The 13,866-nt window shown below is 45.2% G+C and carries 7 protein-coding genes and 3 rRNA genes; 3 read left to right on the plus strand and 7 right to left on the minus strand.

What is annotated here, in order from left to right; all coding sequences use genetic code 11:
* Positions 1-559 precede the first annotated feature (559 nt).
* The 3 genes from KUV50_RS19110 to KUV50_RS19120 all read right to left on the minus strand — a co-directional run bounded on the left by KUV50_RS19110 (position 560) and on the right by KUV50_RS19120 (position 4,196).
* Positions 560-1,528: an isoaspartyl peptidase/L-asparaginase family protein gene (locus KUV50_RS19110; RefSeq protein WP_261395447.1), complete on the minus strand. Its 969-nt coding sequence runs from the start codon at positions 1,526-1,528 to the stop codon at positions 560-562.
* Between the two features lie 155 nt (positions 1,529-1,683).
* A complete protein-coding gene (locus KUV50_RS19115) occupies positions 1,684-2,541 on the minus strand; it encodes a universal stress protein (RefSeq protein ID WP_222581817.1) in 858 nt (285 codons plus the stop codon).
* Positions 2,542-2,552: 11 nt separating this feature from the next.
* Positions 2,553-4,196, minus strand: coding sequence for a BCCT family transporter (locus KUV50_RS19120; protein ID WP_222581818.1), 1,644 nt, complete (start codon positions 4,194-4,196; stop codon positions 2,553-2,555).
* Between the two features lie 640 nt (positions 4,197-4,836).
* Here KUV50_RS19120 and KUV50_RS19125 point away from each other — a divergent pair.
* Together KUV50_RS19125 and KUV50_RS19130 are read left to right on the plus strand one after the other, a co-directional pair.
* On the plus strand, positions 4,837-6,159 hold the full coding sequence (locus KUV50_RS19125; RefSeq protein WP_315900005.1) for a deoxyribodipyrimidine photo-lyase: 1,323 nt from the start codon (positions 4,837-4,839) through the stop codon (positions 6,157-6,159).
* Between the two features lie 9 nt (positions 6,160-6,168).
* Positions 6,169-7,596, plus strand: a complete 1,428-nt coding sequence (locus KUV50_RS19130; RefSeq protein ID WP_222581820.1) for an SDR family oxidoreductase — start codon at positions 6,169-6,171, stop codon at positions 7,594-7,596.
* A 516-nt stretch (positions 7,597-8,112) separates the two neighbouring features.
* Here KUV50_RS19130 and KUV50_RS19135 read toward each other — a convergent pair.
* A complete protein-coding gene (locus KUV50_RS19135) occupies positions 8,113-9,450 on the minus strand; it encodes a sugar porter family MFS transporter (protein WP_222581821.1) in 1,338 nt (445 codons plus the stop codon).
* 163 nt (positions 9,451-9,613) lie between these two features.
* On the opposite strand from KUV50_RS19135, the gene KUV50_RS19140 reads away from it, so the two are divergent.
* Positions 9,614-10,081, plus strand: coding sequence for a hypothetical protein (locus tag KUV50_RS19140; protein ID WP_222581822.1), 468 nt, complete (start codon positions 9,614-9,616; stop codon positions 10,079-10,081).
* 276 nt (positions 10,082-10,357) lie between these two features.
* Here KUV50_RS19140 and rrf read toward each other — a convergent pair.
* From rrf to KUV50_RS19155, 3 genes are all read right to left on the minus strand, one after another.
* A 5S ribosomal RNA gene (gene rrf, locus KUV50_RS19145) occupies positions 10,358-10,470 on the minus strand.
* 104 nt (positions 10,471-10,574) lie between these two features.
* Positions 10,575-13,478: ribosomal RNA gene (locus KUV50_RS19150) — 23S ribosomal RNA — on the minus strand.
* Positions 13,479-13,753: 275 nt separating this feature from the next.
* A 16S ribosomal RNA gene (locus KUV50_RS19155) occupies positions 13,754-13,866 on the minus strand; the annotation flags it as partial.

Below are 13,866 nucleotides of genomic sequence, written 5' to 3' on the forward strand. Positions count from 1 at the left end.
CACAAGTGCCAGACACTTGCAGGGAAAGACGGGGGAAGCGCAGTGTCTGGAACCTGATCTACCGCACAAGTGCCAGACATTATCCATTCCCGCACGCCTCAACTGCAAATGTCTGACACGAACACGCACACGAGCCGAAAACGCCAGCGGAAAACGCAGTGTCTGGGACCTGGACCGCATCTGGTGTCAGACACTTGCAGGGAAAGCCAGCGGGAAGCGCAGTGTCTGGATCCTGATCTACCGCACAAGTGCCAGACACTTGCAGGGAAAGACGGGGGAAGCGCAGTGTCTGGAACCTGATCTACCGCACAAGTGCCAGACATTATCCATTCCCGCACGCCTCAACTGCAAATGTCTGACACTAATACGCACACGAGCCGGAAAAGCCAGCGGGAAGCGCAGTGTCTGGAACCTGGACCGCAGCTGGTGTCAGACACTTGCAGGGAAAGACGGGGGGAAGCGTAGTGTCTGACACCTGAACCACCGCACAAGTGCCAGACATTATCCATTCCCGCACGCCCCAACTGCAAATGTCTCACACGACCACTGGTGCCAGCCCCTACTCCTTCACATAGCTCTTTGCTGGAATTAGCTCAGCCCCTTCCTTATTTTGGTGTGCATAGCTAAACCCGGGATGTATGCAGTACGCGCCCGTATTTCCCTTCTTATCCATCGCCAGAAAACCGATTTGAAAATCGTTGTAGTTTTGTTTTTTAGCAATCCGAAGTACAGCCTCCTTGCATGCCTCTTCCGGACTACGCCCTTGCCGCATTAATTCAACGACCAGAAACGTTCCACAGGTTTTGAGCACAGCTTCACCCATGCCGGTGGCAGTAGCGGCCCCCACCTCATTGTCTACAAACAAACCCGCTCCTAAAATGGGGCTATCCCCCACCCGGCCATGCATTTTGTATGCCAATCCACTGGTCGTACAAGCTCCTGATAGATTGCCTGCAGAATCCAAAGCGATCATTCCTATGGTATCGTGGTTTTCGATATTGATGACTGGACTGTACTCTGCATTTTTTTTCCATTTTTCCCAGGCTCTTTTAGATTCTGGGGTGAGCAAATCCGTTTTCTCAAACCCTTCCTCAAGCGCAAATTGCAACGCTCCACTTCCAGAGAGGATAACATGAGGCGTCTTTTCCATGACCTTCCGTGCCACACTCACCGGGTGGACGATATGTTCCAGAAAGCAGACCGATCCGGCATTGCCCTTTTGATCCATTATACAGGCATCCAGGGTAACATGACCATCCCGGTCAGGCAGTCCGCCAATACCTACGGTGTGATTGGATGCATCCGCCTCAATAATACGTACCCCTTGTTCCACAGCGTCCAAAGCATTCCCTTGTGAAGAAAGTACCTTCCAAGCTTCTTCATTCGCTTTCATCCCAAAATCCCAGGTTGACACCACCACAGGCCCCCCCGGCCCCGAATCCATGGAAGGAATTCGGGCACAAGCATTGATCATTCCGGCACCCACTGTGGAGCCCAACAAGTTATTTACGAAAGTACGGCGTTTCATATTCGTTTGTTTTTTTTCTCCAGAATACCGAAAACATCAGGTCTCCCGGTTGAACCAAAGATAAGCATTTTTATAAAGCATCAGTTGTAAAGCGGGTAATTACCCCACCGAAAACCGCAACATATTCGACCACAACTCGGTCCGGTTGCGCTTGGTTATTTCACGACCCACAATGGAATTTGTATGTTGTTATAGAATATTTCTTCAGCCGTACTTCCGATCAACAAGGATGAAAACGTATTGCCTCCCTTGTCTCCTATGACCAGTAAATCTGCGTTAGCACGCTCTGCAGCACGAACCAACAAGGAAGCATGACTGGCATCACGACCCGGAATTATTTTCTGTTGAATGGTACCTGGAAAGTTCAAACTTTTAATAAATCGGGCAAATCGCTTTTCGGAATGACGGACGATTCGGGGATGCATCTCCTCCCTGGGCACATAGGGAGAAAAATGAACCGGTACCTCATAAACATGAGCAGCAGTGATCGTACTGTTCCGCACTTTTTGAAATAACTCCAACAGAGAAAATATTTTTCGGGACGCATTGGAAAAATCAGTTCCGGCCCATACCGAGTTGAGTGAAAAATCATCTACTGAAGGCAATGAAAAAACATCACAACGAAGCATCCGCAGGAGCTTTGCAGGAAGAATTCCCGTTCCTTTTGATTGGTTTTTATTCCCTACAATGGTCAGGGAAATACCATATTTCCGCACTACGTATTGAATCAAAGATTCGGTGTACGGGTCCTCCGAAATAAAAACTTCCCAGGGAACCTGTCCTTCAAAATAGGTGGAGACTTTATCGTTTAATTCTTCACCGACCACCTGATCCAGGTCCACACCTTCCAACTGGTCAGCAAAAAGAGAAGAAATTTCATATTTCTTGATGTTGTGTACAAAATACACTTTTTCAGCGCCGACTACGCTTGCCAAAAATGAAGCGTACCTAATCAGATGTACATCAATCGGAGTAAGGTCAAGGGCAACCAGAATATAATTATACTTTTTCATAGCGAATGATTTTAGGATTGATCTGTGGACTCATTAGTTTTTCCCATCCCAGAAGATTGACGCCGGCGCACAATTTCACCCACCAGGTCTTCATAACTTTCTTTCTCTTTTAGAGAACGTTGTTTCTCCAGATGATCCATATCCTCTTTAAGCGCCTTGTACAATGAGAAACAAATAAATAACAGAATAATTGCAAAAGGAAGTCCCGTTGCGATCGTAGCCGCTTGCAACGCCGACAGCCCTCCGCCTAGCAATAGCACGGCAGCCACTGCACCTTCCGTTAATGCCCAGAAGATGCGTTGTCCCACCGGTACATCCAATTGCCCACCGGAGGTGAGACTGTCAATCACCAGCGAACCTGAATCTGATGAAGTGATGAAAAATCCGGCAATTAACAGTATTCCGACAGTATTGAGTACCGCTGCTAATGGAAATTGCTCCAGGAACACAAACAGCGCCGTAGCCACGTTAGAATCTACAGCTCGCACCAACCCTTCATCCCCCAAAAGGACCTGATGGATTCCGGTACTGCCAAAAGCTGTAATCCAGAAAAACATTACTAGTGAGGGCAATATGAGCACGCCAAGAATAAATTCCCGAACGGTACGACCCTTTGAAATTCGCGCAATAAACATGCCCACAAACGGTGACCAGGCGATCCACCACCCCCAATAAAAAATAGTCCAATCATTTTGCCAGTTGCTTTGAAGGTAGCTCTCTGTCCAGGTCGAAGTCTCTATAAAATGGAAAAGATAGCTGCCAGTATTTTGTACAAAGGCCTGAAAAATGAAGAGCGTAGGACCCAGAATCACCACTAAGATCAATAAAACCAATGCAATTCTCATATTCCATTCACTCAATACTTTTACTCCTTTGTCGACACCTAGTATGACCGATACCATGGCCACTAATGTAACGCCAATGATCAATAAAATTTGCGTACCATGCCCACTGTCTATCCCCCATAGATGTTCCACGCCGGCAGCCATTTGTTGAGCCCCAAACCCCAGGGAAGTAGCCAATCCAAACAATGTTGCCAATACAGCAAATATATCGATTAAATCACCCGGCCACCCATAAATCCGATCTCCGAACAGCGGATAAAAGACCGAACGAATGGTCAATGGCAGCCCCCGCGAATACGTAAAATAAGCCAGGCTCAGTCCGACCAGTGCATACACCCCCCACGCGTGAAATCCCCAATGCAAAAACGTCAAATTCATGGCTTTTATCGCAGCTTCCGGCGTCCCTCCTTCTATTCCCGGAGGATTACTAAAGTGAGTGATCGGTTCTCCCACGCTCCAGAAAAGCAGACCAATTCCCATCCCGGCGCTGAATAACATCGCAAACCAGGATAAGGTACTAAATTCCGTGGTAGCAGACGCTCCGCCTATCCTCAGTTGGCCGAATTTACCAAAAGCTATAACCAATAAAAATACGATAAATACATTGATTACTAATATAAAAAACCAACCCGTCTTTTCAGCAATGAAACTTTGAACGACCAAAAACATTGATTCGGATGTTTTTTGATAGATCAACACCAGGGTAATGCTGGAAAATATTAAAAAAACAGATGCAAAAAACACCACAGGGTTTACCTGAAGACCGAAATAATTTTTAACATGATCAGAGCGAACAATTTTTTTGGCCATACTATTAGATGTTTTCTTCGCAATATAGTACAGCAATTTATCCCAAAATCCAAATTAAATTCAAATTGAAAAGAGGCGCTCCCTTACTTTCTGTTCTCCCCCATCCCTCACGGATGGCCATTCCCCTGCCACATGGCCCGCACGTTTTGATTTTCACACTACCCCGCAAAGTTCCTGGCTTTTGATTTACCTACCTGGCGTTTATAATGGTTTTAATGGTAGTTGAACAGGTGCAAATATGAGCGAATGTAGTCTCGGTCGAGCCGAGACAGAAAGATCAGTATGACTAAGCAAAATCTCGCCAAGGGCGAGATCGAATGTGGTCAATCCACATTCGGTGAAGGAACCAAAATGTCCTCATTTTGGGGGAGTAGGATGAGGGAACCGACCTGTCCCCACCCTGGCTGTTGGAGGGCTCTGTCCCGAGGATAATGTATGAATCAAAAGTCATCCGTCACCCAAAATGGGCTCGCTGACCATTCATCAGCTACGCATTCAACGTTACCTAATGAAGACTTTCCAGATCCGGACACCTGATACGCATTGCTGCATGAACAATTTGTTTAATTATTTCGCACAATACATAAACAAATTCCCTTTATATTTTGTAACTTACTCCACGAGACAAACACTATCTACCGTGCAAAAAGATCATCACGTCATTCATTGGTTTCGAAGAGATTTGAGGCTTCACGATAATAAAGCGCTGCATTTTGCACTTGAATCAGGCACTCCGGTAAAATGTATTTTCATCTTCGATAGAAATATTCTGGATAATTTGCCGGAGGAGGACAGGCGTATCACTTTCATTCATCGACAATTGTCAAGGATCAAAGAACAACTTCAGGCTTATGAGTCTGATCTGGAAATTTATCATGGTGAACCTATAGATATATGGAAATCCCTGGCCGAAACCCACGGGTTAAAGGAAGTATATACCAATCGGGATTATGAGCCCTACGCCATCCAGCGCGATAAGGATGTGGATGCGATACTGAACAAAAAAAAGATTCCATTGCACACCTTTAAAGATCATCTAATCTTTGAAAAGAAAGAAATTCTGACGCAGCAGGAGACCCCTTACAAGGTGTTCACTCCCTATTGCAGGGCCTGGAAGGAATCGCTCGATGCCGACCCGGAAAATATCCAGTATAATAAACATCTTATACCATATCCGCTAAATCTTAAAGGTCGCCTTCTGAAAATCAAAGATCCACAAGCAATGCCTTCATTAAAATCCATGGGTTTTGCAGAAGCGAAAATCCATCATTATCCCACCGATCTGAGAAACACAGACATGAGTGACTATGACAAGATGAGGAACCTCCCGGCAAAAGATGGCACTTCAAGACTGGGAACTGCTTTGCGATTTGGAACCATAAGTATCCGGGAAACGATGAAGATGGCCATCAAGACCAACGAAACATTTTGGAATGAACTGATCTGGCGTGAGTTCTTTAGTCAGATCTTATACAACTTCCCGCATGTCGTCAATGAACCGTTTCATAAGAAGTATGCGAATATAGCGTGGAGAAACAATGAAGAAGAGTTCGAACGATGGTGTCAGGGGGAGACAGGATATGCGCTGGTTGATGCGGGTATGCGGGAACTCAACAAAACTGGTTTTATGCACAATCGTGTCCGGATGGTGACTGCCAGTTTTTTGGTTAAAGATTTACTGATTGACTGGCGATGGGGGGAAGCTTATTTTGCAGAAAAGCTCATGGATTATGAACTGGCATCCAACAACGGAAACTGGCAATGGGCAGCGGGTTGCGGCACCGACGCAGCGCCTTATTTCAGAATATTCAACCCCGAATCGCAACAGAAAAAGTTCGATCCTGAATCAATCTACATCAAAAAGTGGGTAAAAGAATGGGACACGGAGGACTATACGGCACCTATCGTAGATCACAAAAAGGCAAGACAACGATGTTTAAAAGCTTATAAGGCGGTAGTATAAAATAATTCTATGAAAAAAATTTTGCTTACCGGCGCCACCGGATACATTGGCCAAAGACTCCTACCTGTTCTTTTAGAGCAAGGGTATCATGTCACCTGTTGCACCAGAGACACTCAAAGATTTGAAATACCTGAAGGGGCACCTCGTGATCAAATCGATGTCATTGAAGTGGATTTCCTTCGAAAAAAAACCTTAAAGAAGATCCCCTCTGATATTGATGCAGCATATTATCTCATGCACTCGATGAGTAATTCGTCCGATTATCAGGAGATGGAAATCACCTGCGCCATTAATTTCCGAGAAGCCATTTCAGCTACAAATACCATACAGGTCATTTATCTCTCTGGGATGATCAACGCACGTGAACTATCCAGTCACCTACAATCGCGTCAAAAAGTGGAAGAAGAGTTGAATCAAGGAAATTACCATTTTACTGCACTTCGGGCTGGTATCATCATAGGAAGTGGAAGTGCCTCTTTTGAAATTATGCGGGACCTGGTCGAAAAACTTCCCGTCATGATCACCCCGAAGTGGGTTCGAACAAAATGCCAGCCAATCGGGATAGCTAATGTATTGGATTTCCTCTCTGCCGTTTTGTTTCTGGAAAAAGCTTATGATGACAACTTTGACATCGGGTGTCCCGATGTGTTATCATACAAAAGCATGCTACTGGAATATGCCCGGATCAGAAAACTGAAACGTACTATTATTATAGTGCCCGTGATGACACCCCGGCTTTCCTCCTATTGGTTGTATTTTGTGACCTCAACATCTTTTAAACTGGCTGTGTCACTCGTCGACAGCATGAAAGTAGAAGTAGTGGCTCGTGACAGTCGAATCAATGAAATTACCGGCATTACTCCTTTCTCTTATGAAGAGGCCCTCGAGCGTACTTTTTCAAAAGTGGAAGCAGAAGAAATCATATCCAGCTGGAAAGATAGTTTTGTGAGCAGTGGGGAAAATTTCAACCTTTCTGATCACATGAATATTCCAACCCATGGTTGTTTCTCAGACATCCGTACCCAAACCTTCGATTCCCGGCAAAAATGCATAGAACGAATTTGGCGAATCGGGGGAAAAAATGGTTGGTATTCATCCAGCTTCCTTTGGAAAACCCGGGGTTTTTTGGATCAGTTGGCCGGCGGGGTTGGTTTGCGTAGAGGAAGAACGCATCCAGATCATCTGCATGCCGGAGACGCAGTGGATTTTTGGCGGGTGTTGTACGCCAACAAAGAAGAGGGACGCCTGTTATTATTCGCAGAAATGAAATTGCCTGGTGAAGCCTGGTTGGAATTTAAGGTCGGAGAAAAAGAATTGCAACAACGTGCCGTTTTCAGGCCAAAAGGAGTATGGGGGCGCCTGTACTGGTATGCCGTTTATCCATTCCACGGCATCGTTTTTAATACGATGATTAACCGGCTGGCGAAAAGTAAATGAGGTCAATAAACTCCCACCTCTCCGTTTTGGAAAAAGCCATGATTTTTTCTCACGTCAATCTTCTATATCTGGATTCTTTCCAGACACTGACAGACCACCCCAGTCCCATCCTAAAATCTTAGTCCATCCTACAATCCTAGTCATCCTAACCCATCCTATAAATCCTAGCCCATCCTACAATCCTAGTCAATCCCAGTCCACCCTACAATCCCAGTCCATCCTACAATCCTAGTCATCCTAACCCATCCTATAAATCCTAGTCCATCCTACAATCCTAGTCATCCTAGTCAATCCTACAATCCTAGTCAAATCCTACAATCCTAGTCCATCCTACAATCCTAGTCCATCCTACAATCCTAGTAAAATCCTACAATCCTAGTCAAATCCTACAATCCTAGTCCATCCTACAATCCTAGTCAAATCCTACAATCCTAGTCAAATCCTACAATCCTAGTCCATCCTACAATCCTAGTCAAATCCTACAATCCTAGTCAATCCTAGTCATCCTAGTCCATCCTACAATCCTTGTCCAATCTCCTCCAGGCTTTTCCCTTTGGTTTCTGGCATCAGGAATAAAACAAATAACAATTGCAAAACCATGAACCCCGCAAAAAAGGCAAATATCGGCCATGGGTTTTCCCGAAATATTCCAGCTTGTTCATCGAGAAAGACCGGAGTAATCAATGTGATGAAGGCAGCAAAAATCCAATGTACCGCAGCACCAAAGGATTGGCCTGCTGCTCGCACCTGATTGGGAAATATCTCCGATATGAATACCCAGATTACAGCACCTTGCCCTACAGCATGAGCTGCTATAAACAACAGTATGAAAACAAGCAAAAAATAGGAACTTAATCCGTAATAAAAACCTACGGCGACCATTGATAGACTTATAATATAACCCAGTGACCCAATGAATAGTAATTGTCTCCGCCCAGATTTGTCAACCAAATACATGCCCAGGAGGGTAAAAATCAAATTAACTCCACCGATATAAATCGAATTGAGCAAAGATGCTTTCCCGCCCAAACCGGATCTTTCCAATATTTCCGGTGCATAGTACAGTATAAAATTTATCCCAGAAATTTGATTAAAAAAAGCGATCATAAAAGCGAGGAATATGGGAAACGAGTATATCCTGCGGAACAGCTTGGACTTTTCCTGTCCTTGCATGGAAGCCTGAATGGATTTTATAGATAAAGACACCTGCTTCACTCCGATAAGTTCCAAAACCTCTCTGGCAGCAGCCACATCGTTTTTATGAATAAGTAACCACCGCGGACTGTTGGGCACCCGGACCACTAATATTATATAGACCAATGCTGGAATGGCTTCCACACCCAACATAAAACGCCAATCCCAATCACCGCCTACACCTTCCAGCAAGTAGTTGCTGATGAAAGCGCAAAATATTCCCAGAACAATCATAAATTGATACCGGGCCACTAATTCCCCTCTTTTACTGCGTGGTGAAATTTCTGACAAATAGGTCGGAACCGTCACACTCGAAGCACCTACACCCAATCCACCTATAAAACGGAATACAGAAAAAGAATAAGGATCGGGAGCCAGCGCAGAACCCAAAGCGGAGACCGTATACAGAACACCAATAATAAACAGGGTCTTTTTCCGTCCAAGCCTATCTGTAGGAAAACCACCCGTTAACGCTCCCAGCACCGTACCCCACAAAGCCATTGACATGATAAAAAAACCGTGAAAAAGCGGGGTAGTATCCCACAATTCTCGAATAGGTAAGTTTGCACCTGAAATCACCACGGTATCGAACCCAAAAAGAAATCCGGCCAATGCCACACTACTGGTCCACAACGACAGTTTGCTATTGCTATTTTTCATATTGAGAAAGATAATAAAACAAATGCAAGTCAATCTGTATTTGAACAATTTTGCTCCGAATTAAATTTATAGTACTAAGGCAAGGGCAATATTGATTCTTAGAATTAACGTATTACAATAAGAAGAATAACAAAATCTACTTATTAAACAAACACACATGAACATGAGAAACAGTATTAGATCAAGCCTAACCATCGCACTATTTACATTTATTTTTATTGCTATGACCCACCAGGTCTCAGCACAAAGACAAGCTGGGGATGTCGGACTCGGGGTTCAAATCGGTCAACCCACCGGGGTCAGTTTGAAAATTTACAACCCGGGGGCCTCCACTGATTTTTTAGCTGCCTGGGACTGGGATAATTTTTTATTCCTTAACATTCACGCCATTTTTGATGCCAGCTTAAACGATGCACATACCATTCATTTTTTCTATGGTCCCGGCGGATTTATTGGGATACATCAAAACCCTGGTAATAACAAGATTGATCTTGGGCTAAGTGGAAATTTTGGTTTGGACTTTCTGATTCAGAATTTTGAAATCTTTGTTCAGGCGACTCCACGGCTTTCACTGAAGAACACCAATAATTTTAATATCGGCGGTGGAGCTGGATTTCGGTTTTATTTCTAGTGCACGGAATCATGGATAATGTACCGCCATCAAAGCGTTTATTTTGTGGCAGATCGGAGAATGACCGAGAGAAGTTCCGATATATTGGCACCATAGATGTGCCGTCCAGGAAACAACGTGTTTAAAATAATTCTTTTTAAGTATAGTGGTACACTTTTCAATTAATACCACCCTCCGTGGTGTGGGTGGGCTGGGAGAAGGTCGCCGCCCGTGTTCCAATACATATATCTTTAAATGACGAAAGCCCATCACTTATTCAGTGACAGGCTTTCATAAAAATGGCGGCGACCTACTCTCCCATCCGTAAGGATAGTACCATCAGCGCTGAGGGGCTTAACTTCTCTGTTCGGAATGGTAAGAGGTGGAACCCCCTCGCTATAACCGCCTAAGTCTTTTGTTGGTATAAACCAACTAATATCTTATAAGAATTGCTTTACTTATGACGTCTTTGTCATAAAAAAACAAGAGGAAAGAGTATGAATAAAAATAAAAAAAAAGGAAGCGTTCGGGTAATTAGTACTACTCGGCTCCGCACATCGCTGCACTTCCACCTATAGCCTATCAACGTAGTCGTCTACTACGACCCTGTAGAGGAATACTCATCTTAGAGATGGCTTCGCACTTAGATGCTTTCAGTGCTTATCCATGCCGTACATAGCTACCCTGCGATGCGACTGGCGTCACAACAGGTACACTAGAGGTACGTCCAACTCGGTCCTCTCGTACTAGAGTCAGATCTCTTCAATATTCCCGCGCCCACAACAGATAGAGACCGAACTGTCTTGCGACGTTCTGAACCCAGCTCGCGTGCCGCTTTAATGGGCGAACAGCCCAACCCTTGGGACCTTCTCCAGCCCCAGGATGCGACGAGCCGACATCGAGGTGCCAAACCTCCCCGTCGATGTGAGCTCTTGGGGGAGATTAGCCTGTTATCCCCGGAGTACCTTTTATCCTTTGAGCGATGACCAATCCATGATGGATCACCGGATCACTTTAGCCTGCTTTCGCACCTGATCGAGATGTCTCTCTCACAGTCAAGCACCCTTATACTAATACGCTCTTCGTATCATTACCAACGATACTGAGGGTACCTTTGCGAGCCTCCGTTACTTTTTAGGAGGCGACCACCCCAGTCAAACTACCCACCACACAATGTCCCCCCGTCAGGGGGTTAGAACCAAGATATAGAAAGGGTGGTATTCCAACGGCGACTCCACCACACCTAGCGGCATGGCTTCAACGTCTCCCACCTATCCTGCACATTCTATATCCTAGACCAATGTGAAGTTGTAGTAAAGGTTCACGGGGTCTTTTCGTCCCGTTGCGGGTAATCGGCATCTTCACCGATACTTCAATTTCACCGAGCTCGTGGTTGAGACAGTGCCCAGATCATTACACCATTCGTGCAGGTCGGAACTTACCCGACAAGGAATTTCGCTACCTTAGGACCGTTATAGTTACGGCCGCCGTTTACTGGGGCTTCGGTCAAGAGCTTCTCCGAAGATAACTCCCTTCCTTAACCTTCCAGCACCGGGCAGGTGTCAGACCCTATACATCGTCTTACGATTTTGCAGAGTCCTGTGTTTTTGCTAAACAGTTGCCTGGGCCATTTCACTGCGGCTCCAAATAAATATGGAGCGCCCCTTCTTCCAAAGTTACGGGGCTAATTTGCCTAGTTCCTTAACCACGAATCACTCGAGCGCCTTAGAATACTCATCTCGACTACCTGTGTCGGTTTGAGGTACGGGCTGTATATATCTGAAGCTTAGAGACTTTTCTTGGGAGTATACTTGGGACCACTATCACCGCTCCCAGAGGGATTGGTGTACTATCGTATTTCAGTTCACTGGCGGATTTTCCTACCAGATCAACACCTACGTACTTCAAGGCTGTATTCCGTCACAGCCCGGGCCTTACGTGACTCCGTCCTCTCATCGCAATATATACAGGTACGGGAATATTAACCCGTTTGCCATCGGCTTCGCCTTTCGGCTACACCTTAGGACCCGACTAACCCTGATCTGATTAGCATAGATCGAGGAAACCTTAGTCTTTCGGCGAATGGGTTTCTCACCCATTTTATCGTTACTCATGCCTACATTTTCTTTTCTACACACTCCAGCCCATCTCGCGACAGACCTTCGACGTGAGCAGAATGCTCCCCTACCACTTATCTCGTTCGAAAACAAGATAAATCCAAAGCTTCGGTGGTATATTTGATGCCCGATTATTTTCCGCGCACAGACGCTCGACTAGTGAGCTGTTACGCACTCTTTAAATGAATTGCTGCTTCCAAGCAAACATCCTAGCTGTCAATGCATCCGCACCTCGTTTAATTCAACTTAATATACACTTTGGGACCTTAGCTGTTGGTCTGGGTTGTTTCCCTCTTGGCTATGGACCTTAGCACCCATAGCCTCACTGTTGCTGCAGTGTCATGGAATTCGGAGTTCATCAGGGTTTGGTAGGCGGTGAAGCCCCCTAGCCCAATTGGTAGCTCTACCTCCATGGCACTCTACACAACGCTGCACCTAAATGCATTTCGGGGAGTACGAGCTATTTCCAAGTTTGATTGGCCTTTCACCCCTACCCACAGGTCATCCAAAGACTTTTCAACGTCTACTGGTTCGGTCCTCCATTCCGAGACTATCGGAACTTCAACCTGCCCATGGGTAGATCACTTGGTTTCGCGTCTACCCCCACTAGCTGTCGCCCTGTTAAGACTCGCTTTCGCTGCGCCTACTCCGCTAAACGGATTAAACTGGCTAGTGAGGAGTAACTCGTAGGCTCATTATGCAAAAGGCACGCCGTCATCCCCAACACAGTTGGGGACTCCGACCGCTTGTAAGCGTATGGTTTCAGGATCTTTTCACTCCCCTGTTCGGGGTTCTTTTCACCTTTCCCTCACGGTACTGGTTCACTATCGGTCTCTTGAAAGTATTTAGCCTTACCAGATGGTGCTGGTAGATTCACACAGGATTTCTCCGGTCCCGTGCTACTCAGGATACTGACTTGTATTGACTATACTATAAATACGGGACTATCACCCTCTTTGGTTGAACTTTCCAGATCATTCTTCTTAATAGTCAGTACAGTGATGTCAGTCCTACAACCCCATGATGCAATGCATCATGGTTTGGGCTAATTCGCGTTCGCTCGCCACTACTTGCGAAATCACTATTGTTTTCTCTTCCTCCGGGTACTTAGATGTTTCAGTTCCCCGGGTTTCCCCTCATCTTGCGATGAGTGTCATGTCTTCAACATGACGGGTTTCCCCATTCGGACATCTACGGATCACAGATTGTGTGCATCTCCCCGTAGCTTATCGCAGCTTACCACGTCCTTCGTCGTCTTCAAGAGCCTAGGCATCCTCCATACGCCCTTATTTTGCTTCCTATTCTTCGAGTTATTCAATGATTCAATGAAATTGAAAAAAAAATTTCAATTAATTTGAAAACTTTACTCTTTCCTACTTGTCAAAGAACTCTTTATATACTATTTGTCGTTTCCCTTTCTAGATGCTTTCATCCGTAAGGGGTCGCAAATATACAACTGTTTTTCTAAACAGCAAATAAATCTTCATATTTTTTAAAAAAAGATTGGGAGAACAAATTTAAGCTATCAGAGATAGAATCAATCGTTGAATGCTGCCTTAAAAGACAGATCACTCGAAAAAGAGGTATTCCAGCCGCACCTTCCGGTACGGCTACCTTGTTACGACTTAGCCCCAGTCACTGGTTTTACCTTAGATAGCTCCCCATAAAGTCACCATCTTCAGGTACCCC

This window comes from Membranihabitans marinus (assembly GCF_019802045.1).
GTDB classification, from domain to species: Bacteria; Bacteroidota; Bacteroidia; order Chitinophagales; family Saprospiraceae; genus Membranihabitans; species Membranihabitans marinus_A.